Origin of the sequence: Sinorhizobium arboris LMG 14919 (genome assembly GCF_000427465.1) — a bacterium.
GTDB lineage: Bacteria > Pseudomonadota > Alphaproteobacteria > Rhizobiales > Rhizobiaceae > Sinorhizobium > Sinorhizobium arboris.
Genome location: NZ_KE386497.1, coordinates 535,636 through 558,268 on the forward strand (window position 1 = coordinate 535,636; position 22,633 = coordinate 558,268).

A 22,633-nucleotide genomic window follows, 5' to 3' on the forward strand; every position below is an offset into this window, starting at 1 on the left:
GGCTTCGAGGCCGTTGGCGACGAATTGACATCATCGGAGAAAAAATGATGGCCCCTGCGGCGGCAACAAAACGACCATGCGTACCGCTCCGCCGCCAGCTTGAGGAGATCGTTGGAGCTAGATTTGTTCTGTGCTCTCCTCAGCGACAGCGGCGCTTCACACGCGGCTACCGCTTCGGCGAAGGAGAGGCGGTCGCAGTTGTCCTGCCGGGGACGCTTGTGCAGTTCTGGAGAGTGCTCGAGACCTGCGTGAATGGCGGGAACGCCGTTATCGCTCAGGCGGCGAATACAGGGCTGACCGGAGGCTCAACGCCTCACGGTGTTGGGTATGACCGCGACGTGGTCGTCATCAACACAATGCGGATCAAGTCCCTTCATCTCCTGGCAGAGGGTCGGCAGGTTGTCGCGTTTCCTGGAACGACCTTGGACGAACTCGAAAAGGCGCTGAAGCCGCTCGGACGCGAGCCGCATTCCGTTATTGGATCATCCTGCCTTGGCGCCTCCGTGATCGGCGGGATCTGCAATAACTCCGGCGGATCCCTCATCCAAAGAGGCCCGGCCTACACCGAACTCGCGCTGTACGCCCGAGTTGATGCGGACGGAAGGCTAAGTCTGGTCAATCACCTTGGTATTGACCTCGGAGATAACCCGGAGGAAATGCTTTCCCGCCTGGACCGAAAGGGGTACCGGCCCGACCAAGTCATGTGGGATGGCAGCAAGGCTGCATCAGATCGCGAATACGCCGATCACGTCCGCAACATTGATGCTCCCACGCCCGCTCGGTTCAATGCGGATCCAAGGCGGCTGTTCGAAGTCTCCGGGTCAGCGGGCAAGGTCATCGTCTTCGCGGTGCGGCTCGACACATTCGAAGCGGTCAGGGATGCACGGGTCTTCTACATCGGCACGAATGATCCCGACGAACTCACGCGTATCAGGCGCGCCATGCTTTCGTCCTTTTCCATGCTACCTGTAGCGGCGGAGTACATTCATCGTGATGCCTTCGACATCGCGGAGTGCTATGGCAAGGATACCTTTCTTCTCATCAAGACGTTGGGGCCTGGACACCTGCCGAAGCTCTTTGCCGCGAAGAGCCGGTTCGACGCGCTTGCGGAACGGCTTTCATTCCTGCCGGCGAACTTGAGTGATCGGGTCATGCAGGCTTTCAGCCGTCCTTTTCCGTCTCACCTTCCTCCACGGCTCAAGCAATTCCGCAACCGGTTCCAGCATCATCTGATGATCAAGACAGCAGGCTCAGCGGTGAACGAAACGAGCAGCCTTCTTGCGTCCCTTTTCCGTTCCGAAGCCAGCGATTTCTTCGAATGCACCCCGCAGGAGGGATTGGCCGCGTTCCTCCACCGTTTCGCGGTTGCCGGGGCAGCCGTGCGCTACCGCGCTATCCACGGAGCGACGACCGGGGGCATCGTCGCTCTCGACGTCGCGTTGCCAAGGAATGAGACCGATTGGATCGAAAGGCTTCCTGACGAGGTCGAGCAACTGATCCTGAAAAAGCTCTACTATGGACACTTCTTCTGCCACGTCTTCCATCAGGATTATATCGTCAAGAAGGAAGTCGACTGGCTGGAAACTGAACACAAGATCCTCGAACTGCTGGACCGGCGAAATGCGCGCTACCCGGCCGAGCACAACGTCGGGCATCTCTACAAAGCCGAGGATGCCGTGGTGGCCCACTATCGCGAACTCGACCCGTGCAACTGCTTCAACCCGGGTATTGGCCGGACCTCGAAACGGTTGCGCTGGTGCTGAACGGACGAAGCCATAGCAGGCAGGCTTTGCGGCAGGAACAGGGAAGCCTATTCGGCGGCGACCCGAAATGTCTGTGACTGCGCCTTGTCACCATTCATCAGGTAGATCAGACAGCTCGTGCGAAGCAGCGAACTGAAATTCGATATCGAACCGTTGATCTCCAACGCTTCGTCATAGAGGGTCGACAGAAACCGGGCAGTCGAAAAGCCTTGTTTTTCGGCAATTTCGTCGATTAGCACCCAGAAGGCGGCTTCGAGCTGAATGCTCGTCGAATGGCCGCCAATGCGAACGGAACGGTTAATCGGGCGGTATCGCTCAGGGTTCTGACCCGCATAGATCTCGCACATGCTTCCCCCCTCTATTCCTGTGATTTCCAGTATGCCTCCCCGGCGTTTGATGTCAAACATCGGCCGTGGGCGAACTCACCCGCTCTCGCCCTGACACCGCATTTTGGCGGTCTTTTTTGCCTGCGGTAATCCGCTGCTACCAATGCGTCTCGATCGCGAGCTAGCGTCTCCTCATGTGGGGAGGCACGACGTTGGCAAAAGCAATCCATTCGATGATTCGCGTTCTCGACGAAGCGCGTTCGATTGATTTCTATGACAAGGCCTTCGGACTCAAAGTGGCCGATCGGCTGGATTTCGACACCTTCACGCTTATCTACATGAGCAATGATGAGAGCGAATTCGAGGTCGAACTTACCATCAACAAAGGCCGTACCGAGGCCTATACCCTTGGCGACGGCTACGGCCATCTCGCAGTTTCAGTGGATGATCTCGATAGCGTGCATGCGCGCGTCGCGGCTGCCGGCCTGAACCCCAATAAGATCGTCGAATTCAACCGCGAAGGCGCTCTCTTCGCCCGCTTCTTCTTCATCACCGATCCGGACGGCTACAAGATCGAGGTTTTGCAGCGTCATGGTCGATTCAAATAGTGGCGTGGCCCCTGGACGAGGGCGCCGCCTGAGATGCCTGGCTCGCAGGCGATTGCAAAAGGGAGGATGGCCAATGGCGACTATCTACGACAACCGGCGCGGCATCTCGCGCCGTGAATTGCTGAAACGCGGAACGGTCGGCGCGGCCCTGATTGTTTCCGGTCGAGCGGTCATCAGTCCCGAGAACGCCTGGGGCCTTGAGGCGACAGCGCTCAGGCCCGAAACTGTTGCGACCCTGATCCTGCTCGCCCGCGACATCTATCCGCACGACCAGCTCGCCGACCGCTTCTATGCCATCGCGGTCAAGGGGCAGGACACCAGAGCCGCGCAGCACGCCGCACACAAGGCGCTCATGGAGGACGGCGTCGCCGATCTCGACAAGCGCGCCGGCAGCGTCGGCTATCGCGGTCTGTCGTGGGAGGACGATCGGGTCGCGATCCTGCGCGAGATTGAGACGACACCCTTCTTCCAGGCGGTACGCGGGGACCTCATCGTAAGCCTCTACAATCAAAAGGAGCTTTGGCCAATCTTCGGCTACGAAGGCGAATCCTACTCTGAGGGCGGCTACATCAACCGCGGTTTCAACGACATCGAGTGGCTTTGAGCGAATGCGCCCGCGCCCGAGGAGGCGGCGGGCAGACGGACGCTTTGCACCGCAGAGGCACATTTCGGGAGGATAATCATGGCAGCTCCATATGATCTCAAGGATGACGGTGTGGTCGTCATCATCGGGTCCGGCGCCGGCGGCGGCACGCTCGGCAACGAACTTGCGCAAAAGGGCATCGACGTTGTTATTCTCGAGGCGGGTGGCCGCATCGAGTACGAGGACTTCATCAACGACGAATGGGAGAGTTTCGCCCAGCTTGCGTGGCTCGATCATCGCACGACCGGCGGCGGCTGGCGCGTTTCAAAGGATTTCCCCAACTTGCCCGCCTGGATCGTCAAGGCAGTCGGCGGCACAACGACCCATTGGGCCGGTGCATCACTGCGCTTCCAGGAGCACGAGTTCAAGACCCTCACGCACTACGGAGGGATAGAGGGCGCCAACCTCAACGACTGGCCGCTGACGCTTGCCGAACTCGAGCCCTACTACACCAAGGCCGAGGACAAGATGGGTGTGACCCGCACCAACGACATCGAAGGTCTTCCGGGCAACAACAACTTCATGGTCTTCAAGGCCGGTGCCGACAAGCTCGGCTACAAGGAATGTCACACCGGCCGGATGGCCATCAACTCGGCCGATCGGGACGACCGGATGAGCTGTCAGCAGACCGGATTCTGCTTCCAGGGATGCAAGTGGGGCGCCAAATGGTCGACGCTTTACACGGAGATCCCGAAGGGCGAGGCAACCGGCAAGCTAGAGGTTCGACCAAACGCGCATGTGGTCAAGATCGAGCACGACAAGACCGGCAAGGTGACGGGCGTCGTCTATGCCGACAAGGAGGGACAACTGCATGAGCAGAAGGCCAGGATCGTCTGTCTTGCCGGAAACTCGATCGAAAGCCCGCGCCTGCTGCTCAATTCACACTCGGCTAAATTCCCCGACGGTCTGGCGAATTCCTCAGGTCAGGTTGGCAAGAACTACATGCGGCACACCACTGGCTCGGTCTACGCTGTCTTCGAAAAGCCCGTGCATATGTACCGCGGCACCACGATGGCAGGTATCATTCGAGACGAGGCGCGGCACGACCCGTCTCGTGGTTTCGCCGGGGGCTACGAGATGGAAACCCTGTCGCTGGGCCTCCCCTTCCTGGCCGCCTTTCTCGATCCGGGAGCTTGGGGGAGATCCTTCACCTCCGCGCTCGACAACTATGCCAACATGGCGGGCATGTGGATCGTCGGCGAGGACATGCCGCAGGAGCAGAATGCGGTGAAGCTGCATCGCGAGCTCAAGGATCAGTACGGCATGCCGATCCCGGATGTCTGGTTCACCGACCATCCGAACGACGAGGCGATGCGCAACCATGCCTACAAGCAAGGGATGGCCCTCTACTCGGCCATTGGAGCGATCCGCACCTTCCCGACGCCGCCTTATCCTTCAACCCACAACCTCGGAACCAACCGCATGAGCGACAAGGCTTCTGACGGTGTGGTCAACAAATGGGGCCAGACGCACGACGTCAAGAATCTCTTCATATCCGACGGGAGCCAGTTCACCACGGGCGGAGCAGAAAACCCGACACTGACGATCGTTGCACTGGCTATCCGCCAGGCGGACCATATTGCCAAGGAAATGGCCGCCGGAACCATTTGACGTGCAGCTTGCCGGGCGCTGCTGACTCTGCGGCCGGTCCTTCCGTGCGGCCAATCGCAGCCGTGATCGATGGCCCAACCGGCTTAAGGTCGTATCACATCGGGCTGAGCGCCATCGTTAATGAACGAACTCGCCGGGTCAAGAAGATAGGAGAAATGTCAGTGGACCCGAACCTTCGATCGCTAATCGATATGTTGGAAGCCGCGCACGACGAGTACATGATCAAAAGTGCGCTCAGAAACTTCGCGCACTCCCACGGGTATGACCGGTTTGCTTATCTGCAAACAGAAGGCCTCGACATCAGGACATTCAATTCCTATCCCAAGTCCTGGCAAGGTATCTACCTCGGCGGCAAATATTCGCGCATCGATCCCGTGGTGACTGAAGCAAAGCGCAGACGCGAAATCTTCTTCTGGACCGCCGACGACTGGCCCACCCGTGGATCTTCTCCTCTTCGGCGGTTTCGCGACGAGGCGGTCGACCACGGCATTCGTTGCGGCGTCACCATTCCGGTCGAGGGAAGTTTCGGATCCACGATGATGCTGACCTTCGCATCGCGCGAAAGAGAGGTGGATATTTCTGGCCTGCTAAATGCCAAAAAGGCGGTTCAAGTGGTGATGGCCCTCCACTATCAGCTTAAGATCATTGCGGCAACGACCGCAGTCAGCCCCAAGCGAATGCTGTCGCCGCGCGAAATGACGTGCGTCATGTGGGCGATAAGGGGAAAGAACGCGCTGGAAACCGCGATGCTCATCGGGATTACTACCAGAACCGTGCAGCACCATTTAGATAATGCTCGTAAAAAGTTCAATGCAAAGACGGTCCCGCAACTCGTTGCCCTCGCCAAGGATCGTGGCCTGGTCTGAGCTCTAGTTCGAGTTCTCATCCTCCACAGGCACGACGGGAATGAAGCCGAGTGCATCCAGAATTTCCGAGAGTTCCTCCTGTTGAGCCTCGGAGATCTTTTGGCGCGCGATGTATTCGTCTTGGAGCGTCTGAAGCACGGAACCAGAGATCGACGGATCGTCGTTTGCGCGCGACCACTCTTCGTAGACGGCCTGATCGGCCGCGAGAAGTCGGCGGTGTTTGCGAACCGCAGAGACTGCCAGTGCTTCAAGCTCCGACTTGTTCATCGCACTGTAGCGCGCCTCTTTCCCCCTTCTTGCGTCGTTCACCTCGGATGAGCCAATATCGTTCATCCGCTTCTCCCTGATTTCACTGCCCAGAACCAAATTTCCGCATATCGCTCAACCGCTCCATCCCCGTGTCGAGCCAAGGCAGTTGAATCAAAACTCAACATTTTAAGCTGCTGCCGTGGATCGAAAGGCATTTCGATGCTAACGCGTTTACATACTTTAGTTGATAAACTTAGAGTGTGTAAACGACGATCTTTTGGCGCATGGATATGCGCAAACTGGTCGGCTCGAATTTCGCCCGCCTGCGTCGGGAGAAAGGCCTGACACAGGAAGAGGTCGAGGCTCGTTCCGGCTTCAGCCAGCAATATCTGAGTGGCCTTGAGCGCGGGCGGCGCAACCCTACCGTGATTACTCTTTACGAGCTGGCTCAAGCCTTGGGTGTTAGCCACGTTGAGCTGGTGATCCCAACTGAAGAACGCCAGTTTGCACGCGAGGCATAAAATCCTGACGACTGCAGGTTCAAATCGAGCAGGTGATAACTACCTAGTGCTCGTCCATAAACAGCAAGCTTTTGGAATTATCGCGGAAATCGCGCTTTTTGTGCGGGCAAGGCCCGGCGGTTTTGCACTTTAGCCCAGCCCCTGATTCTGAAGACAAACCCGCAGCCGCCGGAGCCTTCCTGCGGCGGGCGACACGGCGGTTGGCATAAATGGTAGAGCCCTCTGGCAGATCGCCCGATACGCGCGGCCGCCCGCGTAGCGGGTTTGCCTCAGCGTAGATCACGGCGAGGCGAACCATCTCAGCATCAAGGCTTGGCCAGGTGTCGAGAATACGCTCGACGGGATGCCCGGCTGCCACAGATGCTGCGACATCGTAGACAGGAACACGAGTGCCTCTGATGACCGGCGTTCCGCCTAAAGCGTCTGGCGAGGTTGAAACGACCTCACGCGCTGCTGCCAGATCGTCCAGCCGTTCGCTGGTACCGTTGACGAAGGGCAAAAGATCGATGGTGAGGAATTCGTCGCGCACGGTCCAGTCCTGACGCAGCAGCGCAGCCCACTCGAGGGCGCGGAGCGCGTCAAGTCGGGCGCCGGCGGTCTTGATGGCGAACAGGCGCTCTTCTGAAGTGAGGCGCCTCATTTGAGGCGCATTCTTCCTAACATCAGCGGCTATGGGCAAGGGCGCCGCGGGCCGGAAGATGCGTTACGCTTTCGCCCCAACCATGGAGGCCGCGCCATGTATCCTTTCCGAGATTTCGACTGCATCATCCGTCCGGATGACCTTAATTTCCTCCAACGTCTGTTCGAGAACGAACTCGCCAGGACGAAGCTGAAGTCCGATGCGCCGGAAGCTGAAGAACTCGCAAAGAGGCTGATCGCGCTGTACCAGGAAGGCATCAGGAACCCGGCTGATCTGCTTGAAAGAGTCAAAGTCCGCTAGGGCAAAAACGAGCCCGCCCGGACACAGCAGCGCGATAGGCGGGCCTGAATGGGTGACCACGGGCACAGAATCATTGTAGTGTACGAACAGGATGGACTAGCGGTGCTGAGTACGACCTTTGAGGAGGTCCGAAAATGAAGGAAGTGCCCTGGCGTGGACCGTTGTGGGTAACGCTCCAAAACGGCATGAGACGCCAGTTCTGCGGGCCCTATGATGCCCTTGATTTCCTGGAGAATGAATGGCCGAGCCATGGACCGCTGCACGCACGTGCCGTCCGAGCCTGTCGTGCAGCATTGCATCACGCTGAATATGCGAGTTCGGCACGGAATTGCTTCATGGCGGCATGCGTCGAGGCGTCATTTGCATGCAGCGAAGCTGGCAATCCGCGCTCGCGCGCTGAAGCGAAGATGGTGAGCCGGTACCGCTGACGGGCTGAAAGAGCTGCTCCCTTAAGACATCAGAGTATTTGCGCGCCCTGGTTTCTGCGGCCGTCTTGAGAGATCGATAGTCGCCACGCTGGCGCCGGTCAGGAAGTTTCATTTGGCGACATGACTCGGATGTTGCGCTTTTCGTGACAGCATGGCTCCCGCCGCGAGACCCAGTGCCAGCGCAGCATAGGTCATTCCGATCGATCTCTTCGAGAGAACGGTCTCCCAACCAGGTGTCAGCCGCTTCGGGACGAGGTGGTAGTCGACCAGGTAGGCAACTGCGGCGGTCAGCGCCGCCTTCCGCAGTACGACGGTCGGTTCCCTGGAGCGGTCGGCCGCCAGCCATGCTTCGAAGGGCAGAGCCCAGAAGATCGCCGACAGATGATGAGTGCAGTAGCCGAGCAACGTGTGCTTCGCGTCTGCGATCCTGATGCGGCCGGCATTCTCGCCATGAAGCCAATGGCTCGTGGCATTGGTTGGCTGAAAGACGCTCCGTCGCTCCAATCCGGCGAATAGGGCCAGTGCCGCCGTCGTCACTAGGCTTGCGATGGTGCCGCTGGCGACAGCCGACGTGAACGGGCTGCTCCGACTTTGCGGTGACCGACGTTCAGGGCCTGGCGCACTGATCCGCTGGTTGGAGGAGAAGGTGCTATCTGGAACAGGATCGCGCGCAATGGCCGACATTCGATTGCCTCCCGGTTTGTACACCAAATCGCTGCGACGCCGCGATGTTCCGCGCGAGCTCGTCCTTCGGCGGGGCGTTCTGAAACGCGAAGCGCGACCGCTTTTGCTATGTTGCGCGCATGGATCACCTTGCCCTCATTGAGGAGCACTTGGCAGCGGCGGAAAAGCCAAGGAAAAGGGCCCGAGGTCCACAAATGCGCGTCACCGCAATGGCTGATCCCGCCTTGGATACAGCCGCTCTGGTTGAACGAGCTGAGGTCCGCAACGGATCGCTCTTTCCGGTTTCATCCGTCGGGAGAGGGTGGGACTTTGGTCCGGAAATCATCGGCCGGAACGGCGTGATTGCGGACTTTCACGACGTTCGGATTGGCGGCTGGTAGGGACGAGTTCCACCCATGCTGTGAGGCGCCGACGGGACCCGGAATTTCCGGTGCCGGCCCGAATCCGGACGTTCGCGGGACTGTGTAGCGACCGACATCAGGAGACTTAGAATCATTCAGGGATGCCGGCCTTGCGGAGCCCTTCGATCCACAGGTCCATCATCCAAGGCAGGCCGAACGGTCGCTTCAGGGTGTAAGAAATTGACATTCCCGGAACCGCAGCCATCAGCCTCTCACCCGCGCGTCGGGCCGCTTCCAATTGGCCGTCATGGGCCAGGGAGATAGTTAAAGACCGCAAAGCGACTGCATAATTCGGCGACAATTCGATCGCCCGCTCCGCCCAATGCACAGCTTCCGAAAAGCGTCGTGCGAAGATGTGGCAGTTCGCGATACCTGCGAAGATTGTGTAAGCCCGCAAGTCGAGCGGGCTGAATCGGCGGGCGATCTCAAGATTCTGAAGGGCCTTTTCGATCTGCCCGCTAAACAGGAAGGCGAAGGAGGAGTGCATCCGCACGTAAGCCGAGTTCGGGTGGACGCGCAGCGCTTCGTCTCCGAGTTCAGCACCTCGCTCGGCATCGTCTCCAACGACTGCCAGCGCCCACGCGGCCATTGCCAGCGCGGGGCCGTTCTCGGGGTCCAGGTCGACGGCGCGCAACGCCGTCTCGCATACCCGCGTCTTGCCTTCTTCGACAGGCTCCAGCCAGCCGCTGATCAATAATCTGCCTAGGCAGTCAGCCAAGGCCGTCCAAGCATCGGTAAAGGACGGATCGATAGCCAACGCATCTTCCAATACCCGTTCTGCGCGAAGGAAACCCTCGCGCGTATAGGCCTGGAACTCCGGCAGGGCTCTCAGGTACAGGTCATAGGCAGTGATGTGTTCGGGGCGTTTTCTCCGAGCCCGTTCGATCTCAACCTTTTGCACCCTTGGCTCGATCGCACTGACTACGCTCTCGGTGACGCGATCTTGCAGGGCGAACACGTCGACGATGTCGCCATCGAAGCGATCTGCCCAGACGTGGGTTTCAGTATCCGCCTCGATTAGCTGGCCCGTGATGCGGACGCGGTTCCCCGCCTTGCGGATCGAGCCTTCGAGGACATAGCGGACGCCGAGTTCGCGCCCGACACGTCGAATGTCAACTGTCTTTCCCTTGTAGGTGAAGCTGGAGTTCCTGGCGATAACGAACAGCCAGCGGATCCGGGAGAGCGCGGTGATGATGTCCTCGACCACGCCGTCCGCAAAATACTCCTGCTCGGGGTCGCCGCTCATGTTCGTGAAGGGCAGGACGGCTATGGAGGGCTTGTCGGGAAACAAAAGCGGTTTCGCGTCCCCTGCTGTTGCGCCCTGCAGCCGGCGGGCAAAACCAAGAGCGACGGCATAGGCTCTTACGGGTTCCTCAACGTTCTTGACGCTTTGCGGTCCGAGGTCCTCGACGCTGGCCTTCACCTTCCTTCGGACGTGGTTGTAAGCGTCGCCTGAGAGGCAAATCCCGCCGGGCTCGGCCAACCCCTGGAGCCTGGCTGCGATATTGACGCCGTCGCCGAGGAGATCGCCAGCGCGAACCATCACGTCGCCGACGTGGACACCGATGCGGAACTGGAGACGATCCTCGCCGGATTGCCCCTCGTTTTCCCGCCAAAGTGCCTCCTGGACCGCGATGGCGCACTGGACGGCATCGACGACGCTTGGGAACTCAGCCAGCACACTGTCGCCGGCCGTGTTTGCGATCCTGCCGCCGTGCTCGACAATAAAGGCGTCCATGATCTCGCGATGGGACATGAGCGTCCGAAGCGTCTGAACTTCGTTGAGGCCCATTAGGCGGGTGTATCCCGCCACATCGGCTGCGAAGATCGCCGCCAGCCGCCGTTCGATTCGATCCGCCGCCGACACGAATGCACCACAAGAGTTTGCCTACGCGAGTTTCGCATCTTCCTTTCCGGACGGCAACTCGGCTTTGAGGGGAAACTCCCCGGAGTTGCTCGGTGTATGCAGTCGGGGCGGCTTTCGACTCGTTTCAGGCTGCGCGACGACACTGTCACCACCAGCATTCGATCCAATCGAGATCGGCGTTATTCCGCGGAGTGAACTGGATTAGGAGTGCATCAGGGTGCCATTCTCTAAAGTCAGCTTCGGCGCGAAGCCGCCGTCCGGCGTCTGCGCATTGGGTTTCCGCTCACCTGACACCTTTGCCGCTGGCGGCGAGACCTGGAAGGACCGGATTGGGCTCAATCGAGCCATTCCCGGTCCTCGTCCCCTACGGCCGCAAGGGGCTCAAACGAGCCATTCCCGCCCCACGCCCGCAAAGGAGCCGGAAAGCGAAGTTGCGGGCCCTCATACTGCGGAAAAACAGAGAACAGCTTGAAGGCGTTCACACTTCATCTTACGCCGATGCGGGAAAGATCGATCCGCATCTCCGCCGATCCAACGGCATCGTTTTCAGGGCTTTCTGATTTGGGATCTGGAGCAGTGCCAGTGTCGCTGTCTTCCTTTTCGGAAGGCCGCACATAGTTTGGCGGCACGCTGCCACCAGGATCAGAAGCCTGAAACACGCCCACGCTTTCGAACTCACCCGTCTGCCAAGCGTAGACAGCATCCTCGAAAATCTGCGGCAAGACATCTTCGCTCGTCGGGTTTCCGTACCACTTGGCGACGATCCGCAAAATTTTGGCAAACATCGACGTTCCCTTGCGAAGGTTTTCGCAGGCATCGACGAGGGCCGGCTGAAGGTCCGCTGCGTTCTTCACGCCGACGCCCGCCGGAAACTGTGTCAGGCCGACGCGCACTACCGCCTGACCCACATATTGCCTCACGATGGCCATCGCCTCGTCGGCCGAAGTGGCCTTTGGCACCAGGATCAACCGTCCCCCCGACGATCGCGGGCTTCAGGGTGGGATCGGCGCACTCTTTGATTAGGGCAGCGTCCAACACAGCGTCTCCTGGGCTTCAGGTGTTGAAGGAAATAACAAGTGGTTTTGCAAAGAGCTTCGCCCATGCGACGGCACTCGCGCGCTGAATCGCGACGATGGAAGTCCCCTTGGTCCACCATCCGTTTCCAACTGCAATGATCAGGTCTGGGTCGTGGAGCATCGATTGCAGTACCGGCCAGACGACGAACTGCTCGTAACAGATGAGTGGCGCAACCTGACGATCCCCCACAGTCGCAACTGGATTGGCGAAGAAATGCGCTCGGGCGCCGCCACGTGTCCCCAGCCAGGACCGCCATGGTTGCCACATGGAGCCCGGCACCGGCACTCGCTGGCGATAGAGGACCCTGCCGCCGTTATCGGACAGCGTGACGAGCACATTGTCGTATCCAGCCGCATCGACCATGGCGGCGCCAGCGATCACGGAAATATCCGTGCTTTGCAGAGCCCTGACCCAGAGCCGTTCGACCGTCGGTGTCCAGAAGCTCAGGGCGCTTTCCGGCAGAACGATATTTCTGATGCCGTCTGATGCACGGTCCGTCAACGTGGCAATCAGATCACGGTGCCGCTGAATACTGGCGTCGCGGCCGAGCGATGACCCCATTTGCAGATCGACGCCCTGCCAGCCCTCAGGTAGTTTCGGATCGGTCCAGAAGGCGGCGGACCAGAGCCAAAGGCCTGCGAAGGCGATGGCAACAGCCGGCCACATGCGGGTTACGAGGCCCATGAGGCCGGCTGTCATCGCCACCAGTCCTGGCCATCCCCATCCGGGAAACAAAACGCCGCCCGCCGTGACAGGATGTGACCAGCCCGTGATGCCCATTGGCGGTACAGCCATAAGCGCAGCGACCAAGAGATAGCGAAACGGTCGACGGTCAGGGCGCTTCGTCCAGAGCACGGTATGCACGGCAACAAAGCTCCCCGAGGCGCACAGCCATAGCAATAAGCCCGGCCAAAGATCGGAGGCGTAGAAAGACGCGACGCCCTGCGGCAGACCACGGGATGCCGCCAGATAATATCCGGCCGAAACAATCGCCGCCACGTATCTCGCTCGCGCATGCCCCCAGAGAATCGGGAAAACCAGCGCCGCCGGAAGGAGCAGGACATTCCCGCTCCACCCAACCATTCCGGCAAGAACAGACGCGACGGTCAGCACTGCCGGCTGTAGGTAATCACGGCGCATAGGTCAGTACCTCTTGCGCCAGGCCGAGAATGCCTGCAGCCGGGATCGGACCGAAATAGCGGGAGTCGTAGGAGCCGGCGAAAGCCGAGTGCAGGAACACGCAATCGGCCGGCACGATCCCGCCCGAGAACGGCGTCATTGGCCGACCCCACGCGTCTCGCTGCGCTATGGTGGCGGAGGGAACCAGACGGCCGTTCACGGAGACGCTAGTACCAACTTCGACGCGCTGTCCTTCAACGGCCACGACCGACTTGATGAGCGGCGCAACGCCGGCCGGGCACAGGCCGGAGCGCAGGTAACCGCGTATACGTGCCTCCCGCATCGCTGCCGTTTGCGGCGGGCAAATGAAGACCAGGTCGCCAGCGGCGACCGGTCTGTCGAGCTTGACGATACGCCAGAGACCGAGAGATTCGCTCGGCGTGAGATTGATCCGGTAGCCGCCGAACCAGGCGACCGAGATCGTTCCCAGCAACGCCATTGTGATGGTGGCGAAGCCAAGCAGGAGCGCTTTATCGCGTCGCCTCCTCAACGCCGTTGCAATGAAAGGAATAGTCATTTCAGCGATAGCCCCTGGCTCTTCGTCTGCCGCAGCGTCTCGGCCTGCTTGAGGGCTTCGGTGGTCCGCTGGTGTGAACTGAGTTTCTGCACTGCGCGCATCAGGCCCCAGGCAGACTCGACCTCCGCCTTCTGACCGGCGCTCATGCCGGCGGTGATCGTCTTGAAGGTCTCGCCATTCGCATCCTTGGCGGCCAAGGGCAGGAAGGTCCGCTCGCCGAAACGCTCAGCGACAGCTTTGGCAAATCCGTCCAGTTCCGCCTTCACCATTTTGTCGGCAAGCGCGAACTCGAGCGCCGACGGAAGGTCGTTGCGGTCGATGGCGTCCCGCACGCGCTCGAGCGTCTGGCGTGCATTGGGAGAGAGTGCCGGGATGTCAATCAACACCTTGCGGCGGACCGCCACTTCCTCCGCCTGATGGCGTTGTTCGGCCTGACTGCGCTGGCGCAGGTAATCGCCGAGACTTTGAGCAAGAGCGGGAACGTTGCGTTCCGCCCTCTCGCGATCCTGCTTATCGGCGCGGCTTGCGAGCAGGCCGGATTTCCCCTTGAGTGCACCAAAACTTTCCGGCTGGCCAGCGATCTTCGCAAGCGTCGATTTGGCGACGGTCTCATCCTTCAGCATGGCATCGACATTGACGGCCTTGAAGGCGGCTTCCGGCTGCGCATAGACGAGATGGAAGCGGGTAGAGACATCTTCCCATTGCTTCTTCAGACTGGGATCGGATTCGAGCTTATCGGCAACCGCCTGCTCGACCGATTTCGGGAATGTTGCGATGCCGGCAACCATGGGGCTGGCCTCCTTGCTGCTTTGCGAGTGGGTCGGTTTGGTGCTGGTGCCGAAGCCGAGCTTGGCGCCGATGGCGAGGAGCCGGTGGGCAAGATCGGCCAGTTTCTGCTTCTGGCGGACCGTCCATTCGAGCCGGTCGCGGGCTATCGTGCGGGCGACGTTGACGAGATGCAGCCCGCGCGCTTCGGCAAAACGCAGTGCCTGGCGGTAGAAGGTGGCCCTCTCGTAATCGAGCGTGGTTTCCTTGGCATTCTTGCGCGACAGGATCTTGATCAGGCCGCCGGCAAACGCGAAGGATCGAGAGCCGTAATAGACGCGGAGATCCTCACGATGACGCGTCATCGCCACATAGGTCAGATGCCGATCGAGGGAGAGCGAAGCGAGCACCTTCACCCGGTCGACGGTGGCGCCTTGGCTCTTATGGATCGTGGTGGCATAGCCGTGGTCGAGATTGTTGTAGAACCGCTGCTCGACTGTGACCTGCCGGCGGTGCTCACCTTCGCCGATCTCTGCGACGATGCGGTTTTGCGCGGCTTCAACGACCTTGCCGAGCATGCCGTTCTTGACGCCGAGCGAGCCTTCGTTCTTCAGGAAAACGATCTGATCGCCGGGTGCGAAATTGCGGTGTCCGTCCTCCGCCCGGAAAGCAAAACCGTCGCCAATAATGCCACGCTCGACGAGCTCGGCGCGCCCCATCTCGTTGAGCATTCGCACATCGCGCCTGAGATGGGCGAGGATCAGTGTCGTCTTCGCCGGATCGTAGTCGCGGCTCCAATCGGCGATGAGCGTATCGACTGCCTCGTTCTTCAGCCTCAAACCTATCATTCGACCCTGTGCGGTATAGGCATCGACAGCCTTGCGAACGTTGCCGCGCGCGAGATCGAGCGAAGCGTCGCGCATCCATTGTTCGCGCTGACGATAGATGGTTTCGAGTTCGGCATAACCGATGCGATCAGCAATCGCACGGAACGCGGCGCCGGCTTCGATCGGCTGTAGCTGTTCCGGATCGCCGACCAGGACAAGCTTGGCGCCGGCCTTGGTCACCGTCTCAACCAGGTGCGCCATCTGCCGTGACGACACCATGCCGGCCTCGTCGAGAACGAAGACAGTCTTCGCGTCGAGCTGGTTTCGGCCCTCGTTCCACCGAAGCTCCCATGACGAAAGCGTGCGCGAGGCTATTCCTGCTTCCTTCTCCAAACCCTCCGCGGCCTTGCCGGCAAGCGCGCCACCGACGACACGGTATCCGCCTGCTTCCCACGCCGCGCGCGCGGCTTTCATCATCGTCGTCTTGCCGGCGCCGGCGCGGCCGATGACGGCTGCGATCCGCTCGGGTCCCGCGATATGTTCGATCGCTGTCCTCTGCTCCTCCGACAAGCGCGAATGGCGCTCGAACGTCGCCTCGAGCACCGCTTCCCGAACGCCATGCGAGGATCGCCTCGAGAGCCAGATCGCGCGGTTGGCCATCTCCGCTTCGAGCCGGATCAGCTCGCGCGTCGTGTACTTGGCCGGCAACCGGGCTCCGGTCGCAAATGCGATCCGCTCGCGCTCGAGACGGAGCGCTTCGGGGCTTTGGAGGACGCGAACCATCAGGCTCTGGAAGAGGGCGGCATCGTCGATATAGCGATGCAGGATCTTCGCAACGTCCCGCTCATCGAAAACGCTCTTCTCCCGCGTGATCAGTTCGAGGACGATTTCCGGCCGGCGCTGGATGCGACGTGCGTTCTCGCTTCGCCGCGCCTCCTGCAGCTCGATCCGTTCGAGCTTTGGTGACCCTGCCGACGACTGCGTCCTCGCCTGCTCCGCATTGCGGCCGATGGCCGTTGCACCAACACCAATATGGATGGTCGGCTCCACTTCGATGCCCTGTTTTTCGAAGGACCGGCCATCGATCCGGATATCGAGACCGGCGAGTGCCAGATGCCGGTTCTGGCAGGCAAACCAGCCGTCGCGAAAGGCATTGAAGTCGTCGAGGCTTCCGGCCCAGAGTTCATAAACGATCTTGCCGGCGTCGTTGCGGATCGGATTGCCGTCCGGCCCGAGAACCGCAACTTTTTTGGCGCCGAATCCGTCTTCGGTGAGTGGTCGAAGGGTCGTCATCAGATGCACATGCGGATTGCCCGGTGCATCGTGATAAACCCAATCCGCCACCATTCCCTTGGCGGTCACATGCCGTTCGACGAAGTCGCGGACAAGCGCGATGTTCTGCTCGGCCGTCAATTTGATCGGGAGCGCAATCGTGATGTCCTTGGCAAGCTGGGCGTCGGAGCGCTTCTCGAAGTCTTCGACCTTATTCCAGAAGGCTTCGGAAGCGCCGGAGGCCGAGCGATCGGCAATCATCAACCGCAACCATTCGGGTGAATCGGCCGGGATGACGAACTCCTCGTGCAGCAAACCCTGCTTGCGGGTGTAGTCGATCGTCCGGGCTTCCCGCTCGTACTCCATTTTGGCGCAGTGCCGATAGGCTGCCGACAGCACGGCGCTGCGACCGGAGCCACGGCCAACGACGCTGACGGAGAAATGAGGAACGGCCACGGCGGTCTGAGCTCCCAGCTTGCGGAACGAATTCAACGGGTTCTTCAGGAGCAGCGGCCCCGTCAGGGCACTCAGAGCAAGACGTCGTGACAGCGACGTATAATTGCGCCCTTGGAAGCCGCTCCTTCGGAACGGCCGGGATCATTCACCAAGGCATCGCCCTTGGCGATTGTAGGATTCACAGTAGTGCGTTCCGCACTCCGTTCGGAAAAACTGGCCCTCGAAAGACAAGCTTTCTCAGCCAGGGAGACGGACGGAATGAGGAAACCCTCCTCGAAAATTCGCGATGAAATCGCCAAGCTCCAGGAACAACTCAAGATCGCGGAAACGCGAGAAGCCGAGCGGATCGGCCGGATTGCGCTCAAGGCAGGACTTGGCGAAATCGCGATCGAGGAAGCCGAGCTTCAGGCGGCTTTCGAGAGTCTGGCGAAACGCTTTCGCGGAGGGCAGGGCGCATCGACCGGAGGGAAAAAGGGGGATGGCGACGTCAGCGCCGGCGCGTCGTCCGCGGCGGTCGCGTCTGGCGCGGCTCAGGGCGGCAATGGCGAGGCTTGAGCGGATGGCGAGAACAATGACATCCGATGCCCGCAAAAAGGACACGCGGGAGAAGATCGAGCTCGGCGGGCTGATCGTGAAGGCGGGCTTGCGATACGAGAAGCGCGCGCTCCTGCTCGGGGCGTTGGTCGAACTCAGCCACCGGCTGAAGTCCGACGAAGGTGAGCGGGCGCGGTTGATCGCAATCGGCGCGGAGGCATTCGGCAATGACGGCGAATAGGCTTGCTCTCGTCGCTGTCCCTGCCGTGCTGATGACCTTTGCCGTCATCGGCATGACCGGGACCGAGCAGTGGCTATCGAACTTCGGCAAGACGGAATCGGCGAGGCTGACGCTGGGCCGCGTCGGAATCGCCGCGCCCTATGTCAGCGCCGCGGCGATTGGCGTGATCTTTCTGTTCGCGAGCGCCGGCTCCGCGAACATCAAATTCGCCGGCTGCAGCGCTCTGGCCGGAGCCGCAGCAACGATCCTGATTGCGGCGATACGCGAGGCGGGACGTCTTGCCGCATTCGCCGGAAAGGTGCCGGCGGGCAACTCCATCACCTCGTATCTCGACCCTGCAACGATGATCGGCGCAGCTGCCGCGCTGGTGGCGGGATGTTTCGCGCTACGCGTCGCGCTGATCGGCAACGCTGCCTTCGCACGCGCCGAGCCGAAACGCATCCGGGGACAAAGGGCGCTGCATGGGGAGACCGACTGGATGAAGATGCAGGACGCGGCAAAGCTCTTTCCCGATACCGGCGGCATCGTCATTGGCGAGCGCTACCGCGTCGACAAGGACAGCACGGCAGCGCGTTCGTTTCGTGCGGATGATCCCGAAACCTGGGGCGTCGGCGGCAAGTCACCGCTGCTCTGCTTCGACGGCTCGTTCGGATCCTCGCACGGCATCGTGTTCGCCGGTTCCGGCGGCTTTAAGACGACGTCGGTGACGATCCCGACGGCACTCAAATGGGGCGGTGCGCTTGTCGTCCTCGACCCTTCGAACGAAGTGGCGCCGATGGTTCACCAGCATCGGAAGAATGCAGCGCGTTTCATTCGCATTCTCGATCCGAAGGCGCCGGAAACGGGCTTCAACGCTCTCGACTGGATCGGCCGCTTCGGCGGAACCAAGGAGGAAGACATCGCCTCCGTCGCGTCGTGGATCATGAGTGATAGCGGCGGCCCGCGCGGCGTGCGCGACGACTTCTTCCGGGCATCGGCGCTGCAGCTTCTGACCGCGCTGATCGCCGACGTCTGCCTGTCCGGCCATACCGACAGTGAGTTCCAGACCTTGCGGCAGGTTCGGGCCAATCTTTCTGAGCCGGAACCGAAACTGCGTGAGCGACTGCAATCCATCTACGACAATTCGAACTCGGACTTCGTGAAGGAGAATGTCGCCGCCTTCGTCAACATGACGCCGGAGACCTTCTCCGGTGTCTACGCCAATGCGGTCAAGGAAACACACTGGTTGTCCTATCCGAACTATGCCGCACTCGTATCGGGTTCGACCTTCTCAACCGACGCGCTTGCGGCCGGCAAGACCGACGTATTCATCAACATCGACCTGAAGACACTGGAGACGCATTCCGGTCTTGCCCGGGTGATCATCGGCTCGCTCATTAACGCCATCTACAATCGCGACGGCGAGGTGAAGGACAGGGCCCTCTTCCTTCTCGATGAGGTCGCGCGTCTCGGCTACATGCGCATCCTGGAAACCGCGCGTGACGCTGGCCGCAAGTATGGCATCACATTGACGATGATCTACCAGTCGATTGGCCAGATGCGGGAGACCTATGGCGGCCGCGATGCGGCGAGCAAATGGTTCGAGAGCGCGAGCTGGATCTCTTTCGCCGCGATCAACGATCCGGATACCGCAGACTACATCTCGAAGCGCTGCGGCATGACCACGGTCGAGATCGACCAGGTCAGCCGCAGTTTCCAATCTAGGGGATCATCGCGGACTCGATCGAAGCAGCTGGCGGCGCGGCCGCTGATCCAGGCGCATGAGGTTCTTCGCATGCGGGCAGACGAGCAGATCGTCTTCACCGCCGGCAACCCGCCGCTTCGCTGCGGCAGGGCGATCTGGTTCCGGCGTGAAGACATGAAGGCCTGCGTCGGCACGAACAGGTTTCACAAGGTCGGAAAGACGGCTGTCGGAAGCTTGGCACTCTTCCACGCGCGGGGGTCTCGCTAGGCGCTGGGACGGTGAGAGACACGGATGGTGTGACTGAGGGGTCGCGAGAGGATCGTCACCCGACGGGGCGGAGACCGCGGGCGGGCTCCGTGAGCGCAGCGAGTAGAGCCGTGCGCCGCAGGCGTCTCGCCCAAGCCCTTCGCATATCATCACCGATGTGAATCGATCCATGCCCATCGATTCATAAGTGTCGTTGGACGCGACTCCCCGGATCAGCGATCCTGACGTCATGATCTCTCAACCCTACCGCCTCTACGTCGAACGCTCGGATCCCGCGAGGAATATGGCCCGCTACTATGCCATGTCGATCGAACCGAACCTGTTCGGGGACATCTGCCTGCTTCGGAAGTGGGGCCGCATTGGAACCAGGGGACAGATGATGGTCCATCATTTCCGCCGGGAAGAGGAAGCGGTCCGGCTGTTTCTCGATGTGCTCCGACGGAAACGAAAACGCGGTTATCGTCCGCGCGCTTCTATGCCCATATGAAAAAATCCGCCGAAGCGGTGCTCTACGGCGCCTCAGCGGCGCCGGTTCCGGTCGGTCTCGAACGACACCTCGACCTCGACGAAGAATAGGATCGTGATGGCCAGCTAAGGCCTAGTCTAGCTTTCCGTTGCGGAAGAAATTGCTGATCACCTTGCCGAGGGTGCGAAGCCGGCGGTAGGTGGCGGCGAAGAATTGAGGGAACTGCTATATGATTTCTCTCCTTTCGAAATGCGGTCATCGCGGGGGGGGGGGCAGGCGGCGGGTCGAAAAGGAGGGACACACCAATCGCTATCGCTGCAATGGCAGGGCTACTCGCCATGGCATGGCGATCTGGTTCCGTCAGTCAATGTTCGGCGCCATTGAAACCAGGTGCGTGGGAGAGGACGTTCGCCCGAGAGTGCGTGCGCAGTCCTCAATTGAGACTGCGCCAAGGATCCCGATCAGGATCCCGCGCACCGAGCGTAGGTGGCACGCGCCGCATGTACGGCGATCCCGGTTTCTCGCGCAATATCCTTGATGATCGGTGCCAGCGAGCCGAGTTCTTCTTCGGTAAGCGCAACCAGCTCTGGATAGTTGATTTCGACGCCGGTGTAGTCCGCTGTCAAAGCAATGGCCCAATCGCCGCCATTGACTCGATACTCATGGGTGTCGAAATCGATTTCGAGATCGTCCAGCAGATTGATGGCAAAGCGCCCGAAAATCTCGGTTTCGCCGTCCAACTGATATTTGGCGAATTCGTCCTCTCCGGTGAGAACGTTCCGCTCCAACGCCATGATGGTCCGGACGCGCGCGGTGGCGGCATCCAGTCCTTCGATCAGGCGATCATGGAGCTCTCGCGAGAAGTCGGTATCGCAGCCGAAGCGGTTGGCGAGAACGAGGAGCCGGAAACCGGAGAGCGCGGCGACGAGGGTAAGGTTCTGATCAGTTGTCATGTGTGATCTCCTTCATCTTTATGACGGAGATCGGCCACTCCGTGGCAAAGAGGGGTCAGGGATCGCGGAACGCGACTTGCAAGCGGGGGAACCGATTTTTCTGAAGCGCAGTGCAACGCAGCGGCGGAAAAATTGGGGAGACCGCGCCGTCCTTGACGCCGGATTTGCTGGAGTAAAATAGGAGGTCAGAGAGAGAAGAGCCCCGCGTACCCGAAGGGAACGCGACCGTTCCCGGCGCGAGCCGACGGGGAGCGTCGAGGGGTGAAATCCCTGACAGCCGGGCGGCCGGTCGATCCGGCCGGGCCAAGCTCACGGGATGGAGGTAAGCCTCGATCAGAACGGAGGCTCGGCGCTTACACGGCCGTCCTGCTCGGCCGAGATCACTTCGCGTTCGGCCTGGGCGAGTTCAAGTTCGGCCTCGATCTGCCGACGCTCGTTAGCGTCGACGGCGTTACGCAGCTCGGCGCGCAGTTCTTCGATGTGCTGTTCGATGGTCATCGTCATCTCCTGTAGTTTGAGAAGGATGACGACCGCGGGCGTGGCGACAGGGCAGGGTCAAGGAGCGCGAAGCGACCGCACCGCGGCGGGTGGGGGAGCCGAAATGCGACAGCATTTTGGAGGAACCGCGAAGTCCTTGAGGCGGCCCTTTCCCCACGGCAAAATGGCACTGTCTGAGCAGACCCTACCTCTCGTTTGGCACCGAAAAGCCAGAAACGGGCTCAATGCCTGTTTCCGGCTTCTGCGATGAGGATTGGCCCTGCTTGGCGAGCGGGGGCCGGTAGCTCCTCCGTCCCGGTTTGGGCCGCCCCTTAGCGGCCCCAGCGGCAAAGACCGGGACGATCCGGCCGCATCTCACAAGGCCGGAACAGCCGCGGCCCGCCGCTTCTCCATGGCCGGAACTTCAGCCGCGAAGCGAGCCAGCTCGGGCTGCTTGGTGGTGATCGGGAAAAACAGAACCAGGTCGCCGTCAGGTCGGGCAAGCCTCACGCCGACGGCGACTGGCCGATCCTTTTGCCCCTCTGTCTCGCCTTTCGGGCTTGCCGCGCCCATAAACAGCGATAACGGATGACCGTCGCGGTCTGGATGTCATCATAGCTGCTCATCGGTTGGTCTCGTCGGTCCCCGCATAGGCGTCCACCGCCGCCTCGAATTCGTTAAGCAGCTCACTCGGCATGGTTTCGAGTGTGCCGACTGAACGGGCATCGGATTGCCGCATCAGCCGTTCGTAGTCATCGATGTTAAGAAGGACGAGGCGCGGCTTGTTGCGTTGGGTGATCGTGACCGGATGGCGCAACGCCTCGGCGATGATATCGCCGGACTTCCGGGAAAGATCGCTTGTCGAATAAGTACCACCGGTGCGGGGCATGCTGATCTCCAGATGTGTTTGCCGACCGCACTATAACTTCGGAACCAGCACAAACCCGGCATTTACAGCATTGTTGTAAATACTGTGCATTTCGGCGGTTAAGGCCCCGCCTAGGCGGCGAG

General features: G+C 60.6%; 22 protein-coding genes and 3 pseudogenes. 12 read left to right on the forward strand and 13 right to left on the reverse strand.

Translation table 11 applies throughout. The features are described 5' to 3' along the window. Nucleotides 1-47: 47 nt before the first annotated feature. Nucleotides 48-1,763 (forward strand): D-lactate dehydrogenase, encoded by a 1,716-nt coding sequence (gene dld, locus SINAR_RS0131425; protein WP_028002714.1) that lies wholly within the window; start codon nt 48-50, stop codon nt 1,761-1,763. A 47-nt stretch (nt 1,764-1,810) separates the two neighbouring features. On the opposite strand, the gene SINAR_RS0131430 is transcribed toward dld, so the two are convergent. Continuing rightward, nucleotides 1,811-2,110 (reverse strand): ribbon-helix-helix domain-containing protein, encoded by a 300-nt coding sequence (locus tag SINAR_RS0131430; RefSeq protein ID WP_028002715.1) that lies wholly within the window; start codon nt 2,108-2,110, stop codon nt 1,811-1,813. A gap of 191 nt (nt 2,111-2,301) precedes the next feature. Here SINAR_RS0131430 and SINAR_RS0131435 point away from each other — a divergent pair, with 191 nt between their 5' ends. The 4 genes from SINAR_RS0131435 (at nt 2,302) to SINAR_RS0131450 (ending at nt 5,817) form a co-directional block, all read left to right on the forward strand. After that, nucleotides 2,302-2,697: a VOC family protein gene (locus tag SINAR_RS0131435; protein WP_028002716.1), complete on the forward strand. Its 396-nt coding sequence runs from the start codon at nt 2,302-2,304 to the stop codon at nt 2,695-2,697. A 73-nt stretch (nt 2,698-2,770) separates the two neighbouring features. Beyond that, a complete protein-coding gene (locus SINAR_RS0131440) occupies nt 2,771-3,301 on the forward strand; it encodes a hypothetical protein (RefSeq protein WP_028002717.1) in 531 nt (176 codons plus the stop codon). Between the two features lie 78 nt (nt 3,302-3,379). Beyond that, nucleotides 3,380-4,951 carry a GMC family oxidoreductase gene (locus tag SINAR_RS0131445; protein WP_028002718.1) on the forward strand — a complete coding sequence of 524 codons (1,572 nt, stop codon included), beginning with the start codon at nt 3,380-3,382 and terminating at the stop codon, nt 4,949-4,951. 161 nt (nt 4,952-5,112) lie between these two features. Next, nucleotides 5,113-5,817: an autoinducer binding domain-containing protein gene (locus tag SINAR_RS0131450; protein ID WP_028002719.1), complete on the forward strand. Its 705-nt coding sequence runs from the start codon at nt 5,113-5,115 to the stop codon at nt 5,815-5,817. 3 nt (nt 5,818-5,820) lie between these two features. Here the strand turns inward: SINAR_RS0131450 and SINAR_RS0131455 are convergent, their stop codons facing one another. Next, nucleotides 5,821-6,150 (reverse strand): transcriptional repressor TraM, encoded by a 330-nt coding sequence (locus tag SINAR_RS0131455; RefSeq protein ID WP_028002720.1) that lies wholly within the window; start codon nt 6,148-6,150, stop codon nt 5,821-5,823. 200 nt (nt 6,151-6,350) lie between these two features. Here SINAR_RS0131455 and SINAR_RS0131460 point away from each other — a divergent pair, with 200 nt between their 5' ends. Next, nucleotides 6,351-6,587, forward strand: a complete 237-nt coding sequence (locus SINAR_RS0131460; protein ID WP_028002721.1) for a helix-turn-helix domain-containing protein — start codon at nt 6,351-6,353, stop codon at nt 6,585-6,587. Nucleotides 6,588-6,762: 175 nt separating this feature from the next. On the opposite strand, the pseudogene SINAR_RS01000000134390 reads toward SINAR_RS0131460, so the two are convergent. Beyond that, nucleotides 6,763-7,224, reverse strand: a pseudogene (locus tag SINAR_RS01000000134390) (DUF433 domain-containing protein); the annotation flags it as partial. 99 nt (nt 7,225-7,323) lie between these two features. Here SINAR_RS01000000134390 and SINAR_RS0131470 point away from each other — a divergent pair. After that, nucleotides 7,324-7,527: a hypothetical protein gene (locus SINAR_RS0131470; protein WP_028002722.1), complete on the forward strand. Its 204-nt coding sequence runs from the start codon at nt 7,324-7,326 to the stop codon at nt 7,525-7,527. Between the two features lie 134 nt (nt 7,528-7,661). Continuing rightward, on the forward strand, nt 7,662-7,955 hold the full coding sequence (locus SINAR_RS1000000136200; RefSeq protein ID WP_084617846.1) for a DUF982 domain-containing protein: 294 nt from the start codon (nt 7,662-7,664) through the stop codon (nt 7,953-7,955). A 108-nt stretch (nt 7,956-8,063) separates the two neighbouring features. Here the strand turns inward: SINAR_RS1000000136200 and SINAR_RS01000000134395 are convergent, their stop codons facing one another. The 6 genes and pseudogenes from SINAR_RS01000000134395 to traA form a co-directional block, all read right to left on the reverse strand. After that, nucleotides 8,064-8,639, reverse strand: coding sequence for a hypothetical protein (locus SINAR_RS01000000134395; protein ID WP_234710699.1), 576 nt, complete (start codon nt 8,637-8,639; stop codon nt 8,064-8,066). 492 nt (nt 8,640-9,131) lie between these two features. Next, a complete protein-coding gene (locus SINAR_RS0131485; protein ID WP_033058269.1) occupies nt 9,132-10,907 on the reverse strand; it encodes an adenylate/guanylate cyclase domain-containing protein in 1,776 nt (591 codons plus the stop codon). A 485-nt stretch (nt 10,908-11,392) separates the two neighbouring features. Beyond that, nucleotides 11,393-11,945: pseudogene (locus SINAR_RS01000000134400) on the reverse strand (lysozyme family protein). A 15-nt stretch (nt 11,946-11,960) separates the two neighbouring features. Next, complete coding sequence (locus SINAR_RS0131495) at nt 11,961-13,124, reverse strand: conjugal transfer protein TraB (protein ID WP_028002725.1); 1,164 nt, start codon at nt 13,122-13,124, stop codon at nt 11,961-11,963. Further along, nucleotides 13,114-13,680: a conjugative transfer signal peptidase TraF gene (traF, locus tag SINAR_RS0131500; protein WP_028002726.1), complete on the reverse strand. Its 567-nt coding sequence runs from the start codon at nt 13,678-13,680 to the stop codon at nt 13,114-13,116. The genes SINAR_RS0131495 and traF overlap by 11 nt, the downstream gene beginning before the upstream one ends. Beyond that, the gene (gene traA / locus SINAR_RS0131505; protein WP_028002727.1) at nt 13,677-17,000 is read right to left on the reverse strand and encodes a Ti-type conjugative transfer relaxase TraA; all 3,324 of its coding nucleotides are present in this window, start codon (nt 16,998-17,000) and stop codon (nt 13,677-13,679) included. Before traA ends, traF begins: the two co-directional genes overlap by 4 nt. 258 nt (nt 17,001-17,258) lie before the next feature. Between traA and traC the strand changes: the two genes are divergently transcribed. The 4 genes from traC (at nt 17,259) to SINAR_RS0131525 (ending at nt 20,213) form a co-directional block, all read left to right on the forward strand. Then, on the forward strand, nt 17,259-17,555 hold the full coding sequence (traC, locus tag SINAR_RS0131510) for a conjugal transfer protein TraC (protein ID WP_028002728.1): 297 nt from the start codon (nt 17,259-17,261) through the stop codon (nt 17,553-17,555). Between the two features lie 4 nt (nt 17,556-17,559). Further along, nucleotides 17,560-17,775, forward strand: coding sequence for a type IV conjugative transfer system coupling protein TraD (traD, locus tag SINAR_RS0131515; RefSeq protein WP_028002729.1), 216 nt, complete (start codon nt 17,560-17,562; stop codon nt 17,773-17,775). After that, complete coding sequence (traG, locus tag SINAR_RS0131520; protein ID WP_028002730.1) at nt 17,762-19,726, forward strand: Ti-type conjugative transfer system protein TraG; 1,965 nt, start codon at nt 17,762-17,764, stop codon at nt 19,724-19,726. Before traD ends, traG begins: the two co-directional genes overlap by 14 nt. A gap of 229 nt (nt 19,727-19,955) precedes the next feature. After that, nucleotides 19,956-20,213: a WGR domain-containing protein gene (locus SINAR_RS0131525; protein ID WP_028002731.1), complete on the forward strand. Its 258-nt coding sequence runs from the start codon at nt 19,956-19,958 to the stop codon at nt 20,211-20,213. Between the two features lie 440 nt (nt 20,214-20,653). Here the strand turns inward: SINAR_RS0131525 and SINAR_RS0131535 are convergent, their stop codons facing one another. The 4 genes and pseudogenes from SINAR_RS0131535 to SINAR_RS0131550 all read right to left on the reverse strand — a co-directional run bounded on the left by SINAR_RS0131535 (nt 20,654) and on the right by SINAR_RS0131550 (nt 22,511). Beyond that, on the reverse strand, nt 20,654-21,145 hold the full coding sequence (locus tag SINAR_RS0131535; RefSeq protein WP_028002732.1) for a hypothetical protein: 492 nt from the start codon (nt 21,143-21,145) through the stop codon (nt 20,654-20,656). 333 nt (nt 21,146-21,478) lie between these two features. Further along, a complete protein-coding gene (locus SINAR_RS1000000137470) occupies nt 21,479-21,643 on the reverse strand; it encodes a hypothetical protein (protein ID WP_167333623.1) in 165 nt (54 codons plus the stop codon). 375 nt (nt 21,644-22,018) lie between these two features. Continuing rightward, nucleotides 22,019-22,248: pseudogene (locus tag SINAR_RS1000000138375) on the reverse strand (hypothetical protein); the annotation flags it as partial. Beyond that, complete coding sequence (locus SINAR_RS0131550; RefSeq protein ID WP_028002733.1) at nt 22,245-22,511, reverse strand: type II toxin-antitoxin system prevent-host-death family antitoxin; 267 nt, start codon at nt 22,509-22,511, stop codon at nt 22,245-22,247. The gene SINAR_RS0131550 and the pseudogene SINAR_RS1000000138375, both read right to left, overlap by 4 nt. Between the last annotated feature and the right edge of the window lie 122 nt (nt 22,512-22,633).